A 22,034-nucleotide genomic window follows, 5' to 3' on the forward strand; every position below is an offset into this window, starting at 1 on the left:
GAGAGGGAACTTTCTGAGACTCCACTCAGGGGTTCCCTTTTTTTAGTTGGAAGGGGGCAGTGACGTGAGTCAAGTAGTCAATAAGTTTGATTTCACCGTTATAGATTACACGACAACTCAGTACGGTTACCTGTTTACAGTCGGAACTACAGGAAGCAGGCCTGAGGATTATCGATTTATATACATGCCTTACAGCCGGTATCCAAGTGTCCTGATGCTTGATTTCTACATGGCAAGATCGATCTCACATGGATTTAATCATCAACTTGTGGAAGCGATTCGCAAGGATCTTGAAGGAGAAGAAAGATTTATTGTCCTAAGTGATGCTAAACAGGATAAAGAAGGACTTCTGCACAGTTCCACGGAAGGATCGAGCTCAGCTACCAAGCAAGGCGATATTATGGAATTTTCGTTCGAAATGGAGCGATCTGCGTTAATTGAAGCTTTGGAGATGGATCATCACGATGAGGGGCACAGACCCGGAGGCTTAAAGGATTCATTGATTCATGAAGATATGTCAGAGGGCTGGCGTGTAGATAATGACAAAGAGCTGAAGATTGTCCGTAATTTGGGTCTAACTCGTAACTTTGTGAAGAATCTGGATAAGCTGGAGCCTGGAAAAATCAGTTTCAGGATCAGTGAATTTGGGATGATTGCAGACTATGCAGATAGTGCAGAGCAAGATAGCAGTTCTGAACTGGTGATTAAGCAATTGATACACTCCGTTCGAAACGATAAACCGGATATGGATGTGGCAGAGGTTTTCGAGAAAGTGGAGAAGATCGTTGGACGCCGGACACAAAATGATTTTTTGTTAGAAGCCATTCAAGACCACTTCAGAAGTACAGAACTGGAGAGAAGCCTTCAGTCTCTGAAAGTAAGCAAAAAAGATGTGGAAATTTTGTATCAGGACCTGCTAGGTTTACGTGAAGGTCATAAAGAAACATTTACTGAACAAGCTGCCATGAATGGGAAAAGGGTAGATGATCATCAGCAATTATCCATTCTCTCGGATATGTCGACTGCTTATATTCGTCGATTTCAGGAAATAAAGTATATGCACCTTGATCGCACGTTGCCGTTAGCCCAAAGAGTGTATAACACTTCACAATTTACACTCATGCAGACACTGGGAACAGCTGTGCGAGCAACAACGTTTGGTGGAACGACTACAGGCAAAATTGTTCAAGCAATCAGAGACATCGAAGAGAATATGTTTCTTTCACAACTGAATCAGGCTACGCGGGTTATTAAGAATGAAATGACAACTCACGAGAATGTACTTGCCAAACTGAAGGATCGTCAGTACCCCACTGTTCTGCATACCGAAATGAGAAGTACGCGAGAAGTCGACAAGCAACTTTACTTTCATGATGATCTCAGTCAAAGCAGCCGTGACCAATATCGAAATGCACAAGTATTTCGTCCAAGTGATACCCTTTGGCATCCGCTCCAAGCTCACAGAATGATAGACAACCATCCCGCAACTACAGCATCCGGTATCATTTTGGCATCCAGAGATATAGGGACTATTACGGATGTGGAAAGGCAGTTTCCTTGGGCAGCTCGGGATCAAGCGGAAGATATGAACGTCATAGGTGATCTGACTACGGGGCAAAGAGTTTATTTGGAGAAAATGTACATTGAGCATGAGCGTCCTAAGGCGCGGCGGATTTATGTGGTTCTTAGTGAGGTAGACCGTCATGCAGAACAGGCTTATCGTGAAAGTATGGAGCACGGTTTTGTTTTTAGAGATTTGCAGGAGAGCAGAAGGATCAGTAAGGTTCCTGGGTATGTGGAAATGGAAAGTAGGCCAGGCAAACGAGTGACTGCAGAGGCTCTTGAAATACTCAACAAGCAATCACTCGGTGAAAGGGAAAGCGAGTTAGATAGCTATATTGAGAATAACTTCCATACTGCAAAAACAGAGAAAAAGAATTTGTACATCCCGAACAGCGAGGAAGGTGCAGAAAGAAAAGCATCCTTTGAAAGCTATACGGCTGGTTCAACAACGGCAGAAAGAGCGGTGGCTCATGATTTGTGGTTACCTGAGTCCGAGGACCATTTGGCTGACAAAGAATTATTACGTTCTACCATGCTCGAAAAGCTAAATTCGTATGGAAAGAACGACGAACAGAAGCATGTACATCTGACAGAGAAACCACTTGTGTTACATAGAGATCGTAAAAAGCTACATCTGGAAACGATCCTGCAATCCATCCGAGATAGTAGTCGACCAACCATGATTCGAGAAGAACTTTTGGACAAATTGGTTGGTGGAGGATGGTTGGGGAATAAAGCATACCCTGGATATCTGGATGAGGAATTTATTGTTGGGGAGATCTTGGAGAACAGCCCGGCAGTCATTCTGGAAATGATGATGGAAGCTGTGAATAATGCCGACGCTTCGGTTTATTTTGATGAACCGTTTTTGGCCGGGGTTAGAGAGCGGGTAGATGCGTTAATCGATTGTGGGATCTTAACAGCTGACAAAGAAGGAACCAGATCAGGCATCATTTCCTTTAATTTCGAAGGTGCGAAGGAATCTCAGCTTGGTGATATAGGGACGGAACTCGCAGAAGCATCCAAAGAGTTGAGCATGACAATACTTGAAGATGAATCTAGATCGGCTGAACTGAACAGACGTAATTCTACTCTAGAGACAGACATTTTCGAGGGAGTGAAAGTAAAGGAAGATCAGCATGGCGAAATTACGGAAGTCATTTACGGCGCAGATTTTAATGCAAGACCGGCTATTATTGAGTTTGAAGATTCATTAGGTTACCTGAATCCTGGAGGGGGATTATTCCCGGATGACCCAGCGTATGAAGGAAATCAAATTGAACGCAGAGGACAGGCCTTTGATGAGTACGGGATAGGTGAGAGATACCAACGGGACGGAATGGTTCTTGACCATGATGTTGTGAGTTCCAACATGAACCGTGAAAGCGTAATTCATACCGAATTTAATATGGGCGGGGTTTCCCGGTATCGCTATGGAATTATTGATGATGAATACACCATGGGTGGCACGAACTTACGCCAGATGCTTTTGAACAGCGAATATGCTATTGGAACGTCAAAGACTCGTGAGGGATACTCGTATGATCGACAACTTATGGCTACTAATTCAATAAGAGAAGGTTTAATCAGTGGTGAGTACTCTATAGGCACAGCCAGGATTAGACAGTTGTATTTGAATGAGAGCTATACTATTGGCATGATTAAACCACGTCAGGCAGCTATTAATATCGATTACTCACTGGCCACTATGGAATGGAGATCAGCACGGCTCAGCGACGATTATTCCATAAGCAGCTCGAAATATCGAGATGGAGTAGCTGAGATTGGATATACGCTTGGTTCATCGTGGGCAAGAGAAAGTGCGATGGATATTGAGTTTAATGCAGGTATGCGGCAAGCATGGGAATCTACGTTGGTAAATATTGCTCCTGAAGCGATTAGGGGAGATCGATATGGATCGGTGCAAGATGAGATATCTCTAGCCACTACTGTAATGAAATCTGCGAATCTTGACGATATGCTGACGGCTCATTCAATCATGCGCAAAGGACAATTGAACGTTGAAATCATTTCGGATAACATGAACAGATTATCTCTCATGCTTGAAGATAACCATTTTACAAGAATCGTGAAAGAGGCATCAGTTCATGAGATTGAGAGTGAAGTTGTCAAGTTACGCTTAAGTGAATTGAATGGTGAGGGTTGGTACGGTGGTAAAGGGTTCAGAGATACTGACTTGGTCGAACAGATCTATGATTCGATAAAGAGTAAAAAGGATTCGGCACTGGATCATGATGTGATCCTTGCCTACAAGCATACTCATGATGCTTACCTTCATGAGACAACAGAGAGCGTTATTGAAAAGACTGCTAATCTTGAAGATCAGTTCGTAGCCGATAAACCGCAATATGGGTACCTCGACCTCACATTACCACTAGGCGGTACAAATCTAAAATATGCTGATGTTCCAGTGGAATCCGTGGGTGGGACGGGGCTCAGTTATGGAGATATACCTGTAGAGATTGTTGGCGGAACAAATCTGAAATACGGTGATGTTCCGGTTGAGATTGTTGGTGGAACAAACTTGAAGTATGGAACAATAGAGATCGCGCTCTCAGCGGATAAACCACAGTACGGTAATATGGAAGAGAATCTGCTCGCTGACAAACCGCAATATGGATATTTGGAAGAGAACATGTATGGTCTGAAAAATGCCAAAGATTCCACTAGTGATGAGCAAATTCATGCGTTTAAAAACGGTAAAGAAGTCGATTTGATCCAAACGCTTGAGTTAAATAAAGAGGATAGGTCAGCATTCCTGCATAACAACCTTTTTGGGGTAAAAGCTGAACGATGGGCGCATTCCCATGAGACGATCAATGATGTAGTGAAGCTGCGAAATGGGTCGTTGGATCAGGACATGTTCTACGGAAACAAGGAATTTAATGAATCCATTTTGGACATGGAACTGGTTGGCTTCCAATATAAACAGCTAGACCTGATCCAAAGCGAATCTGCTTACCTTAAAACGAGAGAAGTTCATATTGAAGATAACTCGTTCATGAGCTCCAGAAGTTCTTATGACGCGTATAACCATCAATTGGATTCTGGATTGAACTTGTTAAGAAGCACGACTCTGGATTGGGAGCAATTCGCAGCGGGGAAAATGGACCGTTATGGTCATTCACATGAAATGGAAAGTGGCGTTGGGGGTGAGCGAGCCGGTGAGCATTTCGATGGGATATATGGGACCACACTCCAGAGGTTTGCATTCTCCAGTGAGGAGTTAAGTTACGGAAATAGTCTTTCATACACAAGTTACATTGTTAATGACGGCGAGACTTTTGGCAGTAAGTTAATAGACTCGGGTTACTTTAGTGAAATTGATTTTAAAGCAATAACTGAGGAACGTGAATCCAGCATAGAAAGAGAGTTACCGAATGGGACAGCGAATGCCAGATTGTCTGTAATTGAAGATCCTGATTCTCTCATGGCTTCATTTGAAGAACGCTGTTCTCAAGTCATCACAGGTTTTATTTTCGCTGAAAGACCTGAGAAAAGAGCAGCGTATCTGGAACAGTTGCACGCGTTCCTTCCCGAGAGAACAGCTCATCTTATGGAAATGTATCACGAAGCCAAGATGGAACCACGTGAGAGCTTCATACTGACTGATCACCCGGTGGCTGAACGGGAATCCGCTGATGCTTACATTCCAATGATGGATACCATGGCACAGGGTCTCATATTCGATTACTCGGAAGATCTGCTCGATCGAGGGATGGATCCTGAAGATTGGGAAGGTGGTTTGGGTGTGCCGGAGGACTATGATCCGAATGATCCATTTAATGTGTACTATCCGTATTCCAAGGATATGGATGCGCTGGAATTATCCCAGTCTGACGATTGGACTAAATTCGGTCAAGGCGATTGGGATCGGGATCCATTGCTTGGAAAGTTTTATTCCAAGGCAGATACGAAGGACATCAGTGGATGGTACCGTAATAATTTCCTGGCTGAGACGTATAAGTTCTCAATTGATTTCAAGGTGGATACAAGTACGGATGGAGATGGCGCAGGAATTATTTTCAAATACTTCGATGAAAATAATTATTGGATGTTTATGGTTCACGGAGGAGATAGCGATAACAGTCTGGATATGAGAACGCCGATGCAGCTATATAAAATCGTTGCTGGCAATCCAACTGCAGTGGGTTCTCCGATGCAACCCTTTAAGTGGGAGAAGGGAAAATGGTATACATTGTCCGTGTCGGTCATGAAAAATAAACTCCAGATCTACACAGATTCGAAATTGCAATATGATCTGACGGGCACCGATTAACTCGGTGCTCTTTTTGTCGTATAGAGAGATTGGGAGGTGATTGGTATGGGTCATACATTTGGTTTGTTCTCCAAATCACAGAAAGGTGTATTGTTCGCCAATATGAGAGCGAAGATTGCGGACGAAAGTTACGGCAACCCCAATAACCCTGCGTATTTACCGCAGAGTCCCAATGCACCGAGGAGTGAAACGGACCGGCATGGCGAAGAAAATAATCCTATTCTGGGTGATCCAGGTTACGGTCAGATAGGACGATGGCAGACGGTTCAATTGGATGCACTGGAAAACAGTATTGATCAAATCATTGAGCAATATCTGAAAGATAAGTCGTGGTATGCGAGTGTACGATGCCGTGAAGCACTGTGGAATATGTATCGCAGGATTGAATGGTGGGTAGAACAACAGCAGCCTCCAGATAAAACACAATATCAGCGAGTACTGCAAATGGTGAAAGACTGTATTCACAAGATTCTTGAAAATGCCCAGAAGCCTGGCGGTAGTCATCATGGTGTGTCATTGCCCGTCTGTCCGGCACCCTACTACCATCATTTTAGTGGGAATTACTTCAATCATTTTGATGCAACCGTATATGAGATCCCGCTCTTTTCGATGAAAAAGGACGTCCCGTTCTCGAATAAATTCCCTGATTTCTTCAGATATGTATCATCGACGGAGGATCAGGAATGGGTAGCTGTCCACTCCGTAGGCAAAAATGAACAATCTGGTTCAGAGATGATCTTAAAACTGGATTTAGGGCTTCTGGAGATTGGCAACTCATCCAAAATTACATTTAATTGGCGTGTGAAGCGTTATGGACAGATCAGGTTCAAGTACCTGGCTAGTGCCAAGCGCGGTAATGGCATGCTGTTCTATATTAATGGGCAGCAAGTCGGAGGTGAATGGAGCGAGAATAGCGGATGGCAGGAAGCTGCATTTACGTTGCAGCCAGGACAGATGTACAAGTTCGACTGGTTAATTCGTAAAATGAGACCCGAAGTATGGCAGAACAATGGTATTTATATCAAGGATGTTGAAGTGGTTGAGATTGTGGATACACGCAAGCCGCCTGCGCCTCTGGATATTGATCTGGATGGGGAGCAATGGGACAGTGATTGGTATGTAAAGTCATCCAAAAGTATTGCGCAAGCCCATTTTCAAGCTCAGTTCATTACAGATGAAGAGCGAAGTAAGACGATGAAAATGAATCTGGATAATGAATGTGACGGTACAGTTTCTTTTGCTTACTACATGGGAATAGACAAAGAATCTTATCCAGTTAAAGATTATGATCTGTTTTTTGATGATATTTTCGAATCCAGAACTCAGCATGGAAAAAGCAGTCATAATAGTGAGGCTCAATCTGTACACGGTGTAGAGTGGAATCTTAATGAGGAATATTCCGAAACAACAGCTAATCAAGCCAAGATTGAATATGAAATCATAGCAGGCCCTGAGACGACTGTGGATCTAAAAGGTGTAGTTGAAGTTGTATGTCCAACGTACGAGATTGATCATTGGGAACCATCGCTTCATGGTCAAGGGATTGGGAGTTATCAGTGGCAGATGTCGGGCAGCCCGCCATGGGTAAGATCAGGGAATGTATTAAGGCTGGATGAACCTATAGAAGGGGATATGATTGCTCAAACCGAAGTGAACTTGCAAAATGAGGGTTGGTTTTTGTTTAGTTATTCTCATCAATTACGAGCTACGGAATCGTTCGAGGTGACTGTAAATGGCATGCTTGAATACTATTCAACGATGCATAGCCAGGGGGAGCAGATACGAATTCCGCTAGAGGAAGGTTTAAATATTATCCAATTCTATATTCGAGATTATTACACTGAGCAGCCTTTCATCGATAACATAGAAAAATTATTCACGTACGGGAACAATACTGGCAATACATATCGAACTGTAACTGATCTAGGTTCGTACGTTGATGTGACACGTGGATGGGATGTAACAGATGCAGGCGCTAGAACTGAAAAAAATGGTGATACCATTCGATATAATGCAGAGTTAAATCCTGGAGCTAAATTTAGCATTCAAGAGCATATGCGTATCTATCCAGCGATGGACTCGTCATACGATCCAGACAAGGGGGTAACAAGAGATTTTAACGTTTTTGAAGAATTGTTTAATGAGGAAGGCAAGTATCATGAAGCATTAAGATTCTCTGGAAATTGGGTGTGGAAAAAAATTGTGAACGGCGATGGGGTCATGTGGGCACAGGGACATGATCAGGATTTTATATGTGATTTTGAAGCTCATTTAGTCAATTCGGGTTACATCTGTTGGCAATATGGAGGGCAATTTGATCCAGGAGAAAAATTGGAATTACAAATTGATGGTATCTCTGTATGGACAGGAAGCCAGTCGAATGACAGTGAAGGAATCAACTGTATGTATCCTCTACCATCGGGGAATCATCATTTCCGATGGAGATACCGAGACGGTAAAAAATATACGCCAGGTAACGGAGAAGGTGGTTCGGGAAATTCCACTGGAACAGGTACGGGAACTGATCAGCAAGGCAGTGCAAAGAAAGATCCATATGGAGTGAAGTGTTATACAGGAGATTCAAAATCGGATAACATCCAATACGCGCAAAAATCATATGGAGGGCATTCACCACGTGCTGCTAAGTTTGATGCAATCAATAGAGGTGAAGTTTACTCATCCTCTGGTCAAGCGTACGCATTGGGTGTTACAAAGCAAAATTCGACAATTGTTCGTACGTTTACTGCCCCTAAAATTGGAAATTTCAATTACTCTGAATTGTTGACAGTCTATCCAGTAACCAAGAAAAGAGTCTTTGTGAAGAGAGCACTAAATAATAAGAGTGCTGAATATGATCGTGCTGAGGCTATTTACAAATCAAATGGTACAGTGGACTATTACTCGTTGGATGTTTCTGGTAACAATCCTCAAAGTCCTCAATATAGTTTATTTGGTCCAGATACCAAGAAAATAACTTTTGATTTTTATTGTGTTGAATCATTTGATATTAATTTCAAATATCTGTGTCATTTAACTGAAGGTACACTAGCTGGGAGATTTAGAGTTGCGTATTATCCTGAAAATAAAACTGATCTAGCAGTAACAATTCTTGATCGAACACGAAATATTGGAGACCAGACAGGCTTTGATAGCAAGAAACTTGATTCTATAAAATGGGCTAAAGCAGAAGACTATTCCAAGACAATACCAGTAACGAAACCAGGGAAATATGTATTAATTATAGGCCTAACTGATACTGTTGATAGATATGAAAGGGGAGCATCAGGTAAGTACTATTATGCAGCCGTCAAAGGCCTTGTGGTTAAAACGGATGATCCTGATGCTGTAAATCAAAATAAACTGCTAAATCCAGTTTTAGTGGATCGAACAACTTATGTGAATGTGCAGTGGTTTGATTTAACAGACGAAAAAAACAAATTTAATCCGATTAAAATATCCGTTGAAAATGGTCAAAAAGTTAGCGATTACATTAACAGCCCTCCCTCATTAATACCCGGGCACAAATATAAAGTGGTTTACACACTTATTAAAGATAAAACCTCAACCAACGCGACAGGTCTTGATGCAGGTGGATTTACATTAAGTGAAGGTAGTTTTTCCGAAAGATGGCCTAATTACTGTATTGATGCAAGTGGAAACATGTTCCTTGAGGGCAATTCTCCTCACCCAGGCGAGGAGCCATCGAGTCCACCAGACACCACAACACCAGATGGTGGGAGTCATGCTTGGCTAGATGTTATTCGTCTATACCAGAATAACAGCAGAGCGTGTTCAGGGACGAAAATCGTTATTGATACCTTCGAAGAAGGGCAATTGCTTCACTCCCGAGATGTGACGAATCAAGAAGACACGTTGGTTACAATTGAAGTGGAAAATACCTCAGATGAGAAGCGTAAGTATGAAGTTCAAGTTCGATTCGAGCAGGACTGCCCGGGAGATGGCGCAATGATCTGGGGAGGGAAACTGAATATTGATGACATTATTAAAGTTGATCCATCCTGGGCAGAAGTGACTCACTTTGAAGTATGGGATAACAAACCGATCTGGATGGGCGGCTGTGATAACAGTAATATGCAAGTGAAAATCACCAGAGAAGATGGAAAGGTACTTTTAGATGAAAAGTATTACGGCAATGGTTTCCGTGGCTTTAATCTGGACCACCTGGCTCCCAAGCCTTATAGCAAGTATAAGGTGGAGATTACAACAGATCAGAAGGGGCAAATCAGCGATTGGACAGGAAAACGATATCTGACCACCTTCAGGGTACATGACTTCAAAGCCTACGAAAGATGGGTATGGGTGCCTGAGCCGTTTGATTGCCAACTGGATTTCTTCATAGATAATGAGCTGATCAAAACATTCACTCAAGAGGGTGGATACTATACTTTTTCACATCCAGTACCCAAAGGCAAACATGAGTTCAAATGGGTGTTCACCTCGCTTCAGGAAGTGGGTACGCGTAGTTACGAATACGCTAATCTAGACTGGATGGAACTGACCAACTGGATTTGTGATGACGTCTATGTCATTCCTTACTGCGAAGGTGGTGGGGGAGACAAGTGTGTTGAAGCGCTTATTAAATGTTTGCTGGAAGTGTGGAAAGCAAGGCCCAAGATGTGTGTGATCGGTAAACGCATCTGGCTATTCACGTAAAGAAAGGAGGTTCTGTATGGGTGTTGCGAGATTGAAAGAGTCAGGCAGGATTTATGAGGATGCGTTCGTAAGCTCCAACCTGGATTCCAAATGGGAAGTACTCCCTAACGATGCTACTCGCTATGAAGCGGGTAGTGGCGGCCTGGTGCTCAAACATGGTCAAGATCCGCTGTATATGTTCTATAAACCTCTGACAGATATGAAGCAATTCGTCATGGATGTGAAGAACAGTTACAATCCCGATACAGAGGGATGCTACGGTGGAGTTATCGTATTTGTAGACGAACATAACTACATGGAGATTGAAGAGTTTTTAGATATGTCCTTGCCAAAACCCTTGCTGAAGACTTACCCGTGGATACGTTTGATTCGAGACTATAACTATTATACGGCGTATTGGTCGGATGATGGCGTGATTTGGAACATCATTGGTTCTGTAGAACTGGTGGGAGCCCCTAAAATTGGTCTTTATCTGAAGGGTGAAGGGGATCACCCCATGCATGTCCAGTATATTCGAATCAACAAAGGAACATCTATTGCCGTAGACAATCTAACCAAAGGAACTGTGGTTGATCTAATAGACCAGAGTGGTGTTGTGCTTGAGTCCAGGGTATGCCGATCTGAAGAAACAGTTGTACATTTTAACATGGATCCATATCCATATCCGTTTGAGGGCAATTTCGGGATTAGGCTTCCGGATGGAAATCGGTTTCAGGCTATGGATTCTATAAAGTTATACAGGGGAGACCTAATGTATTTTGAGGTTACACCAGATTTATATTACAAAGAGTCGAATCCTGAAACAGGAGAAGATTTCGATGTGCTTCTTTATCCTAACACGGATCGTTTTCTAGGCTATTTAACGGCAGGTGGTTCTGCTACACAAGAAGTTCGAATGTTTGCCAAGAACCCCATGATATCAGGAGACTTTAAAAATGTAACCTTTGCGCTCACAAGCGGGACGGATAAAGTGCAGATTGCGCCTGATGTTGAAGGCATTCCTGGGTCCTTCAGCTACTCGATCACCGCGTTTACCATTTTTCCAGGAGCGTCCTATCCATTCTGGCTGCGAATGGAAAGGGAAGAATCTCAAGACAGGTATGCTTCCCAGGTCAAATTCTCGCTACAGATGTATTCGACATACATATGACTTAATAGTATTGGAGTAATTACGTATAGATCATGTAAGGCATGAATGGAGGTGGTCAAATGTCAGTAAGAATTAACCAGTCTCATCGATCATCCGCCAAGAGTCATAAGGAATTGAGTGATATTGGGGTCCGTACACATGATGAGATTGATTCCTATCTTGCAGAGTTGGATGAAGCCAGAGGGTCTGCACTCAGTCTAGGGGACCGAATCACACTCGTAGAAGAGTCTGCACACGATAGCCGAGATGCAGTAAAAGATCATGAGCAGAGAATAAGCGATGTCGAGACTAAGGTTATTTCAAACAGCTCACGATTGGATGATGTTCAGCAGGATATTCTGACGGCAAGAGCAGATGTCAATACCCTTTCCAAGAGTCAGGATGACCATGAGAAGAGATTGAGCCTCGCTGAGACGGAAATGAAAGACGCACGTGGAGCAGAGGCATCCATAGATCATCGATTTGACACGTTGGAGAAAGCGATTGAAGTTGTAGCGAAGCAACCCATTCAGGATCTCAGTGTTACCAACCCCACGTACCTAGATGCAAATAACAGTGTTCAAGTCACGATTAATGCAGGACGAGCCAGTATCAACAAGGTTATTGTAGATCAGTTTTCTCAGACATTCAGCATTCCAGACATTGTGGCCAATACGACATATTATATTTTTCTTCATGAAAATGGGGAGTACTCTTACGGTTCAGATCAAAAAGAGCCCAAGGATGCCATGATCATTGGTGGACTCGATGTCGGAGTTTCTCCAACAACTTCACTCACGGCTTTGGATTTCAGGTATTTCTTAACAAAGGGTTCTGTTGAAAATGACATGTCAGCATTAGGAATTCGTGTAGATGATCTGGAAAAAACCGTTGGTGAGCAAACCACAACAATTGCTACACATCATACGGCGATCAAAGCGATGGAAGCCCAATTAGAAGCAACTGCTGAAGAAGTTGTGGTTTCAAGAAAAGATAAAAACGGAGTAGTCTATGATGCTCTCAAGGACAGACTCGACAACATGCAAAGCCGTCTTGAACTCGCTGAGAGTCGAGGAACTATGGAGCATCAATCAGTATTCCATTTCACTTCTGCTCCTAACAGCAGGTTGTCGACGACTAGAGATTTTCAAGTGCCCAGATATGTGATTGGTTCAAATTCCGCAGAGGTATTTCTGGATGGAATACGCATGGATGCAGGAGACGATTACATTGAATATAGGGATACGCTTATACGGTTTACTTTTGATGTGCCCAAGGAAGCCCGAGTAACGGTCATTGGTCGTGGGTCAATTATTAACACCACTTCGGTAACCGAATATACCTATTATCCAGATGGAAAAGTGCATACGGAGAAGATTGATGGAGGGATTAACCGCATCATTGAGCACTTCTATAGCCCGGATGGAAATCTGGAACGACAGGAGGTTACCGAGAGTAACGGACAGATCAAGTCCATTGAGTATCAGCGTGACATTACGGGTAAAGTACTGCGCGAAATCAACAATGGTGCAGAGTATTATGTGCTTCAAGGAGGTGCTACCTTCGATGACACGGACATCCGAAGGAGACTTGTCTTTCTTGAAGGAAATACACTTGAGCTGGATGTCGTATATAACTACTTCTCTAATGGTGACATTGAGTCAGAAGAAGTGTTCTCAGTCAATTTGACTCCACAGCTATTGAAGAAAACATCGTTTACTTACAATGCAGATGGAACCGTTAAGACTGAGACCTTGATCTATGACGGCCAGGGAGTTCAGAAGGCATTTGAATACGATGCTAGCGGTAACATCAAACAAGTAAAAATTAGAAAGGTTGTGATTTGACGTGACGAGGACCGTGCAGGATGTGAAGTTTGCACTACATGCCATTATGGATAAATTAGTGGGCAATCACTCGGATCCATTCAGTACAGAGGAAATTGAAATCCTGATTTTCGCTTTTGAAAGCAATATCCTGTTTGATAATGTGGCTCATAAGTTTCTCCCTTCACTTAAAGGGCTACCTGAAATTCATGTGGCTGCTGCTAGTGATGTGGAGTCAGAGGATGAAGCTGGGAACAAAGAGCAGTCTTATCAAGAGAATCTCATAACAGAGAGAAGCGACATGGTGAAAACAATTCTGTTAACCGTACTAAAAGAGAACATCTTTCACGAAATGAAAATCAGATTTGGTGCCTAAGGAGGTGGGATAGTTGGCTGAAAATATTTTGTTAGGTGCCTTGCGTCGTTATGAGTTTTATTCGTATTGTACAAATTTCATTCAAACATTATATGATACGGTGACACAAGATCTCTATGGAGATATTCACTGGGAGTGGTCTTATAGCAACACTAATAGTTATGCACAGCCTAAGTCATGGAATACAAATGTAAATAGTATCAGTAATCAAGGGACGATCACGGCCAAAAATCTTAAAGACCCGAATATGTTTTTTACGCTTTCTATGAATGCATCTTCTTATCAATATAATAACAATTTTGCAGCGGTGTCCAAAAATTATATTTTAAGGACAGGGCTAAATAATAATGGATCTTCTGTATTTCCTGATCTTTACACACAACTAGGAACTGTTACAGAGATTCCATTTCATACGATGGATTCAACAACTGTATATAGCAGTAATTTTGGTCACATAAATGCAGCAGTCAATGTCTACTGGAAATGGAGTCTATTTATCACGGAGAACTATATATTTCTCTTTGGCGAACCTCAGACAAACTTAAATCTAGCATATCCATTCCGTATGTATCTTGGAAGAGTAAAACCATTCGAAGGAGAAGATCCTTTGATTGCTAACGATAACGTCGGTATTTTCTCTCACTTCCCCCACGGTTTAATTGACAACGACGATGAACTTAAATATCGGGCAGGACGCGGGTACATGCGGTCTTCACGAAATGGAACACCAAATGCGTTATATCACTTTGCAACGAGTTCACAAGTACCTTCACCGGGTGTGGGAGGAAGATTTTTCATTTCACCATTTTACGTTTGGCATGAAACAGAAGGTGCCAGAGGAGAGTTCCAAGGTATTAGAACTGCAGTACTTAAGGATGCCAGTAAGTATCCCGATGGATCAATCTTGGATTTGGGCGATGAAAGATATTATGTCTTTCATGCATTCGACCAAGCTCATCCTGCTACGAATCAGCAGTTTTATGCAACAAATGGTACTGCGTACGCAGGTCAACCCTACTTCTTCGATTCAGCGTTACTTCTCGGTGGTGGACAGCGGGTGCTGCTTTTCGAAATTGAGAAGGAGGTGTAGTGCATGACAATGATTCGCAGACACGAGTTTACGAGCACTCTTAGTTTATTTGCTTCAACACTTGTAAGTACTTTGAAAGATGCACTCGACCCATACTGGGATACGATACATACGGCCGAAACGACATATGCCAATTGGGGAAACGCGCTGCTTACCAATAAAAAAAATACATCCATGCGATTTACCATGTGTGTGATTGCACACACCAGGGGAGTCAATATTCGTTGGGGATTGAAGAACCTGGGAAGCAGTGTGGCATCGCCAGATCTATTCGTAAATCCACCAGTAGACACGGATAAATTCATGTTGGAAACGCCATTTTTGTGTCATAACGTACAGAACAATGTGAACTATAAGTGGTCTGTAATTACGAATGAGGATATCATGTTTATCCACGGAGAGAGTCTGAACTACCCGGAACGAGCTTACCCAGTACGCATATTCCTAGGTAAATGTCAGTCATTAGAGCAAGAGGACCCGGCGATTGCCAATAAATTTTATGGGGTTTTTCCACATATGCCTTTGTCTGCTTCGGATAACAACACAGCAGATCAATATGATACACCGAGGGGTGTCGTGATGACCTCACGGAATGGAACGGAGTATGCACTGTACAATTTTGGAACAGAGTCAATTCCTTCTCCAGGTGTAGGTTCAAGATACTATGTTACGCCTTTCATGGTCTACCATCCATCTGAAGGAGCTAGGGGTGAATTCAAGGGTATGCGTTCCATTGTATTTAAAAACAGTGCTCAGCACCCCGACGGGTCGATTCTCGATCTTGGCAATGATGGCAAGTATTACGTGTTTCATGTCGTAGATCAGGATTATCCGAATACAGACTATGGACGTTATTACTACAATTCGAACCAAGCTCCTGTGTACTCAAGGCCGAAGTTCTTCCACGGTGCCAGACTGCTTGGTGGCGGACAAAGAGCGTTACTTTTCCAAATATAGGAGGTGTTTATGAGGGATGGCTAATTTCACAGGCAAAGTTAAGATGAATGAATTATTTGCGAATATCGTCCAAGGCTTTAAAACGATTGCGGGATCTCCCTGGTCCGTTTTTTACGAGACAGCAAGTGTGATCGTCCTCAAATCGGTAGGCACAACGGGGACAGAGAAACTGTTCTTCAGGCTTGAGGTTGGAAACACGAAGGGTACTACAGGAAACAAATTGACAGTGAGCGTGGCCGAAGATGTAATGGCAACAGATGGTAGCATTCCTTTGGGCAGAACCGAAGTGAAAAAGGATTTTCTATGTCATACGAGTGCCGTTGATACGAATCTATTAATCGATTACCAAGTCTCAGTACAACCAAACCGTATTATTATTTATTTGCAGGGGGATGTGAACTCGGTTACCGGTATATCCAATCTGGGCTACTTCGGAATTCTGAACAGGTATGCTACAGAGACAGATTCCTCGAGTTTGAGTGTCGGCCTCAGCTACAACGGAGATAACGGCATCCGCACGTTGCGCGATAAAGATAAACAGATGGTGAATAACATTTATGATGCTTACTCTGCCATGCTTCCTGTTAATCCAGGCTGGGGGTCTCTTTATCATCTTGCTCCGGTTATTATGTGCAATGGTGTAGAAGGGCCGAGAGGTGAGCTGATTGATATCTATGCGGTACCTTCTGCTGGAGTTTCCCATGGAGATGAGATCAAAGTGGGTACCAAGACATATAAGGTATACTCTCTGTCGATTGGTGGACAGAGCTTCTTATCAGGCGCTACGGTTGCTGTCCTGATGAATTAAGGCGGTGAATGGACATGGCTATACATCAAGGGAAAGTTCTAGGGACCGCTGCGAGCGGTTCTCTTTTTACCCAGAGTAAGGCGACAGTTCCCCATGGCATTGGATACGATCTTGATGCTGTTCCGTTAACCATTGAAGGCAAGGAAATGGTCTATTCATTAGGAACGTTATCCACTACGGCTGAATTAATAGACATCTACCGTTGGGGTACATGGAGGATGCTGGACAACCATAATGATCAATTGATTGGATACGTTACGGATAAGTATATTTATGGACCAAGAACCAGGGTAGGAGTTCCTAACGAAAAAAATATGATACTTAAGCATAAATTTTTGACCCAATCCAGTGGAGTAGGTTTAATTCGTGATACCATAAGAGGCCTAAAAGTGAAACAAAATTATGCCGGGCTCGATTGGTGTATTAAGGTCAAGATTCCTGTCCAGCAGGCTGGGTTGGTTGGGAAAACGTGGGGGGATTGGTCTTACAGCGGAAGTGGCAACACCTCTGGCAATCATCTTCGTCCACGACGGTACCCGGATACACATATTCCTAGAAGGAGGGAAGACTCTTGAACAGGACATGGAAACTGATGGAGGAGATGAGAAACGTGCTATTGCCAGTAACGTTTGCCCAAAGAGTAGAGTATGTTGGCGGTGGGGCAAAGGCAATGATTGATATTCCTATGGATCATCCTCGCTTCATGATCAAAACGATTAGGGTCATTCCGTCTAGAGAGACGAATGTGGAAGTTCGTGTATTGAACAGTGCATCTCCGCAACCGGAGGTTCTCTACTTCAACAATGCTCAATACTCGACGGGGAATTTTATGGAAGGAATTTATGATATGATCGATTTGCCTTATGAGGACGTAGATGGGACCTCAACACTTCACTTGTCGTTAAAAAACCTGGGTACAGATGTGGCCAACTTCGATATTGAGGTCGTTGGTTTGACTACGAGGTAGGGGAGGACCACCACATGGATATTGTTTCATTCAGCAAAGCTGCCAAAGTAGAACGGGAAGTTAAACAAGCCAGGGATTCTTATGCCTCACTTGATGGCAGACTAGACGCGGTGTCTGTAGGAAACGTGGTCTCGGTCAGACTAAAAACAGAACTGCCCACCGTAGGTGTAGCAGGAAGATTATATCTGGTACGCCAAGACTCAAGCAATCAAAATGAATCAACAACATATACATACAGCGGCGGGGAATATGTAAAGGTGGGTGGTGATCGAGTTTCAAACCATCCGGAGAATGGTACCATTAACCTCAATGGTACCAAAACGGTGATCTATAACCATCCTGATACACACAGTGCTGATATGTTAACAGATGGAAGTCATAACGTAATTATGACTCTGGACGAACGTGAAAAATTGTCCAACATCGAGCGTGAGGCCAATCATTACACACATCCAGACGTGCATAGTGCCGATATGATCAGCGATGGAGAAACGCATGTGAGCATGACCTGGGCTGAACGAAAACGCCTCAATGTCATTGATCCTTGGGAATCGATCAGCGACTTGGTGGATTATACAGATGTCGTTACTTATTTTGCTTTTGACATGCAGGGAAGAGTTATTCGACAAATCGTTACAGACAGCTACACCGAGCAGCTGGTTAGAGAACCTGTACTTACCATGCCGGCTTCTCCTGAGGGTTATGCACAGGATGAATCTTTCCTGGTCATTTCCATTGGTGAGATTTATCGCTTTGACGGCCTGGACTTCGTGCAGCTTCCTACTTTGGTTGACGTGATTTATCAATATGATGATGAGGGAAGACTGGTGGCCAAGTCCATCACCAGGTTGGGAACAACACCTGTTCAAACCAACTTTAAATATATATATGACTCTTTCGGCAATCGCATAGCGTTTAAGAAATATGAATAGAGAAGGATAGCATTATGCTATCCTTTTTTTCTTTAACAACGAAATAGTTTGTGAACCCACATTTAAATATGAAGATTAGCATTAACAATTTGATGATCAAAACGTATAGAGAAAGTAGTATGAGAACGTAATTATTCCGGGAGGTATTGTAATATGAATATTGAACTTACTGCTCATTTCTATTTCAAGGGAAGTGGGAAGAAGAAAACGGTAAACTGGATGGAAGATAATCCTAGACTGCAACAGAAAGAGAAAGATTCGGATAAGGTCGTACGCGAAATCCCGTTAACTGCCGATGAAGTGAAGCAAGAATATCGCCGACTTTTCGCCAAACACAAGAACGAGGGGAAATCGATTACGCTGGGAGATACAGACGATGTGGTTCATATCATTGATCTTACCGATGTACGAAATATTGAATTGACTTCGAAGGAGGGGAACGCAGATGCTGTACAGGCTGACCTTCGCACTGAATAATGAGGAGATTGTTACTACCGAGATGACTTCGGATAAGGAGGATCTGGTTGGAGCAACGGAAGAAGCGTTCGACTTAATTGAAAGGGAGTACGGTGCCAATGTCGTTTTGAACCTGGTAGCGTTTAGCCTACTCAAAATAGAGATTACCAATGAAAGGATAGATTAAATTAAGCGTTTACGCAAGCTTATGTTAGCTTTTCAGTGATAAATAAAAAAATATTTTAATAATTGTAAACTATAGTTAATAAAGTGATATACCCCAAGCCTAGTTCTGGGGTCTATTCCTTTTTCATGAAAAGATTCTAGCGACTTGACTTAATCCACGCATTGAAACTTGTCTTGTATAATGAGTTTTGATTAAACTAGGTTGAATTCATATATTTAAGGGCAGTAGATGCGGTCAGGATGATTGGCAAGGAGGGATGGGATATTGAGATAAAAGACTTGGAAAGAGAGCTCGCAAAGCTGGCATCCAGAATAAGAAAGGATTTTACTGAACGCGGGCCGGTAGATACCAGAGTCTCCATCATGAATCATTTTATCATCTTAAAGTTTACAGCAAAATTCACCAAGCCTGAAGCATTCATGCTGGAACATATGCAATCGCACTCAAGTCAAATTTTTGCCGAATACAAGATGAAGCTTGCACATGTGATGAAAGAAGATTTCAATCCTGTTTTCTCTTATATCAACATGGGTCTGAGGATTGAAGACATCGAAACAACGTTTTTTGGACATGATTTTGCGGAACAGATTACAGTCTTCAAGATGAACAAGGATGTTGAAGTGCTGCTGAAAAATGACGAGATAAACATGCCTTAAGACCTATTAAATAACGTGTGAATACTGGAGAGGTTCTTAGGAACTATTTTTTTGTTGACAATATCCTACATATTTCCTTATACTACCCTTATGGCGATTGAATAGATTAATAATCTTGACGAAGCCTATAACCTTGTTAAAGAACTTGAAGACCATATCTTCGGTAATTGGGACGAAATAGATGTCAGACCAAGACCGACACATTCCACCATTTTGGTATTTTCCAGTGGTGCGCTCTGTGTTGGTCTTTTTGTTTGTAAAAAATGCCTCTTTACCTTTCACCGCATACTTCGTATATAGTCAGTAAAAGGCATATAAGCGAACAAAATAAATAAATGTTGCGAACATTAGTTCGTATTTGTTATTCTGAATGTAATAGGATGGGAATGGGGAGGCGGATCAACAGCGAAGTTTTGAATCATTTGTATGTAATGGGCTTATTTAGTTTGACAAGACTACATATGGGGAATGAGATTTAGAAGTAATAGCGAGATATGCTGAATAGCTACTAGATTGTGAAGAAAGTATACGAATTACTGATAATTAAATAGTTAATGGGGGAAATGTATAATGTCTGCTACAACTGCTATGGGTTTTGATGATTTATTTGAAATTGGGGATATAGACATGTTCCTGAACAAAGCTCAGGAGAAGTGTCGTCACAAGCTTAGAGGTAAAACGTTTGCCGGAATGGAGAAAGAAGATGTGACCCAGGAGATCATGATCAAATTGGTTAACTCCCTGGACAAGTATGATGCTGAAAAAGCGAAAATGTCCACGTTTGTTGATCATCTTATCGAAAATAAAATCAAGGACATGTACCGCAAGTGCATGTCTGAAAAAAATCTCAGTGTGGTTAACGCTGTACAGATCATGTGCACGGATCAGTGTGGTGGCGATGACTCGGAAGGCTCAGATATCGCATTAGCGCTTGGTCATGCGGGGTTTGCTTATGAGAATTTTGAGTTTGTAACAGATATTATGGAGAATATGAAGCTGAACGAACGCGAGAAGCAAATCTTTCAACTTCGGACCTCAGGATATGAATTTGTAGAAATTGCAGGAATACTAGGTGTATCCAAAGCACGTATATCCCAGTTGTGGAAAGCAATCCGAGAGAAATACGAAGCATTGTAGTCATAAGTGGCAATTAATAGCCTAAGGTTCATGAAGATAGAGTAATAACCTACATAGAACAGAGAGCGCACCCTTAACTGGGTGCTTTTTTATGTCGTATAGAGAGTAAAAGACAGAATGAAAGGCGGAAAAAGATGCTTAGTGTGGTGGGTTTGGGATTTGCAATGAAACGTTTAGAGGAATTTTCGGATATCGCTTGGGCAAGTCATGATTCTTCGACAGCTTCTGATTTAAGTAACAGGGAGTATGCCATGACCATAGAGAAGGTAGTCGTACAGGCTGATGCAGTCTTGGTTAATCTGGATATGGATCATTTGAGCTCTACAGAGATTGTGATCATGCATCATGCGTATATTCATAAAAAACCGATCTTGGGTGTAGGGTTCAAGCGGTTGGAACCTGTTATCGAAGAATTTGTATCCAAAAGAGTGGCTGATCTGGACATGGCTGTACTCCATATGCGGGCGCACTATACGTTACTAAGCAGCGGAATAAGTTCTTCATCTGCGCCTCCAATTTAACTGAATAACAGATAACACGTATAGAGAATGTACGGGCACAAACGTCCGTCAGACTTTAATCCAATGGAGGAATAATCCGATGACACAATTGATCAAAGCAAAAGAAGATATATTAACGGAAGAAATCGTTGCAAGTATGATCGGCAAGTATGTCCACGCGCCGACCAATATGCATGAGGTTCAGACACCAACTGGTGCAACAACGAAAGCCAACGTATGGTTTGCTGGTAGTGTAGCTGGTTATGAAAAAGCCGTTATTGGATTCAACTACGAAGAGGGTAACTTTCATGAAGAACCACAAACATTTTATAACGTTCATTTAACGGATGGTATGGGTTACATCCTGACGAGTGCTTTCGATTTGGAGATTCATGAACTGACTGAAGAGGAGTTTACTCAACTCATTGAAGAGAAGAAGGAAGAGGAGCAAGACTCTTCTGATAAAGAGCAATGAA

At 42.4% G+C, this 22,034-nt stretch carries 17 protein-coding genes; all 17 read left to right on the plus strand.

Translation table 11 applies throughout. The features are described 5' to 3' along the window. Window positions 1–64: 64 nt before the first annotated feature. The 17 genes from AC4G47_RS10585 (at window position 65) to AC4G47_RS10665 (ending at window position 22,033) form a co-directional block, all read left to right on the plus strand. On the plus strand, window positions 65–5,863 hold the full coding sequence (locus AC4G47_RS10585; protein ID WP_491105951.1) for a hypothetical protein: 5,799 nt from the start codon (window positions 65–67) through the stop codon (window positions 5,861–5,863). A 45-nt stretch (window positions 5,864–5,908) separates the two neighbouring features. Beyond that, window positions 5,909–10,537 carry a hypothetical protein gene (locus AC4G47_RS10590; protein ID WP_491105952.1) on the plus strand — a complete coding sequence of 1,543 codons (4,629 nt, stop codon included), beginning with the start codon at window positions 5,909–5,911 and terminating at the stop codon, window positions 10,535–10,537. Window positions 10,538–10,553: 16 nt separating this feature from the next. Further along, window positions 10,554–11,687, plus strand: coding sequence for a hypothetical protein (locus AC4G47_RS10595; protein ID WP_491105953.1), 1,134 nt, complete (start codon window positions 10,554–10,556; stop codon window positions 11,685–11,687). A gap of 59 nt (window positions 11,688–11,746) precedes the next feature. Then, window positions 11,747–13,513, plus strand: coding sequence for a hypothetical protein (locus AC4G47_RS10600; RefSeq protein ID WP_491105954.1), 1,767 nt, complete (start codon window positions 11,747–11,749; stop codon window positions 13,511–13,513). A 22-nt stretch (window positions 13,514–13,535) separates the two neighbouring features. Then, the gene (locus AC4G47_RS10605) at window positions 13,536–13,868 is read left to right on the plus strand and encodes a hypothetical protein (protein ID WP_491105955.1); all 333 of its coding nucleotides are present in this window, start codon (window positions 13,536–13,538) and stop codon (window positions 13,866–13,868) included. Between the two features lie 13 nt (window positions 13,869–13,881). Then, window positions 13,882–14,958: a hypothetical protein gene (locus AC4G47_RS10610; protein WP_491105956.1), complete on the plus strand. Its 1,077-nt coding sequence runs from the start codon at window positions 13,882–13,884 to the stop codon at window positions 14,956–14,958. A 3-nt stretch (window positions 14,959–14,961) separates the two neighbouring features. Then, window positions 14,962–15,915 carry a hypothetical protein gene (locus AC4G47_RS10615; RefSeq protein ID WP_491105957.1) on the plus strand — a complete coding sequence of 318 codons (954 nt, stop codon included), beginning with the start codon at window positions 14,962–14,964 and terminating at the stop codon, window positions 15,913–15,915. A 16-nt stretch (window positions 15,916–15,931) separates the two neighbouring features. Further along, entirely contained in the window at window positions 15,932–16,723 is a 792-nt protein-coding gene (locus AC4G47_RS10620; RefSeq protein ID WP_491105958.1) for a hypothetical protein, read from the plus strand. A gap of 14 nt (window positions 16,724–16,737) precedes the next feature. After that, window positions 16,738–17,298: a hypothetical protein gene (locus tag AC4G47_RS10625; protein ID WP_491105959.1), complete on the plus strand. Its 561-nt coding sequence runs from the start codon at window positions 16,738–16,740 to the stop codon at window positions 17,296–17,298. Beyond that, window positions 17,295–17,690, plus strand: a complete 396-nt coding sequence (locus tag AC4G47_RS10630) for a hypothetical protein (protein ID WP_491105960.1) — start codon at window positions 17,295–17,297, stop codon at window positions 17,688–17,690. The genes AC4G47_RS10625 and AC4G47_RS10630 overlap by 4 nt, the downstream gene beginning before the upstream one ends. Window positions 17,691–17,704: 14 nt before the next feature. After that, complete coding sequence (locus AC4G47_RS10635) at window positions 17,705–18,622, plus strand: hypothetical protein (protein ID WP_491105961.1); 918 nt, start codon at window positions 17,705–17,707, stop codon at window positions 18,620–18,622. A gap of 153 nt (window positions 18,623–18,775) precedes the next feature. Then, window positions 18,776–19,099 carry a hypothetical protein gene (locus AC4G47_RS10640; protein WP_491105962.1) on the plus strand — a complete coding sequence of 108 codons (324 nt, stop codon included), beginning with the start codon at window positions 18,776–18,778 and terminating at the stop codon, window positions 19,097–19,099. Then, a complete protein-coding gene (locus AC4G47_RS10645) occupies window positions 19,068–19,265 on the plus strand; it encodes a hypothetical protein (RefSeq protein ID WP_491105963.1) in 198 nt (65 codons plus the stop codon). The genes AC4G47_RS10640 and AC4G47_RS10645 overlap by 32 nt, the downstream gene beginning before the upstream one ends. Window positions 19,266–19,504: 239 nt before the next feature. After that, window positions 19,505–19,921, plus strand: a complete 417-nt coding sequence (locus tag AC4G47_RS10650) for a Na-translocating system protein MpsC family protein (RefSeq protein WP_491105964.1) — start codon at window positions 19,505–19,507, stop codon at window positions 19,919–19,921. 570 nt (window positions 19,922–20,491) lie between these two features. Further along, window positions 20,492–21,058: a sigma-70 family RNA polymerase sigma factor gene (locus tag AC4G47_RS10655; RefSeq protein WP_491105965.1), complete on the plus strand. Its 567-nt coding sequence runs from the start codon at window positions 20,492–20,494 to the stop codon at window positions 21,056–21,058. A 134-nt stretch (window positions 21,059–21,192) separates the two neighbouring features. After that, the gene (locus tag AC4G47_RS10660) at window positions 21,193–21,579 is read left to right on the plus strand and encodes a hypothetical protein (protein WP_491105966.1); all 387 of its coding nucleotides are present in this window, start codon (window positions 21,193–21,195) and stop codon (window positions 21,577–21,579) included. A 79-nt stretch (window positions 21,580–21,658) separates the two neighbouring features. Beyond that, window positions 21,659–22,033 (plus strand): hypothetical protein, encoded by a 375-nt coding sequence (locus AC4G47_RS10665; RefSeq protein ID WP_491105967.1) that lies wholly within the window; start codon window positions 21,659–21,661, stop codon window positions 22,031–22,033. Window position 22,034: the final 1 nt, after the last annotated feature.

The sequence above is a fragment of the Paenibacillus sp. Negev47 genome (assembly GCF_058313655.1).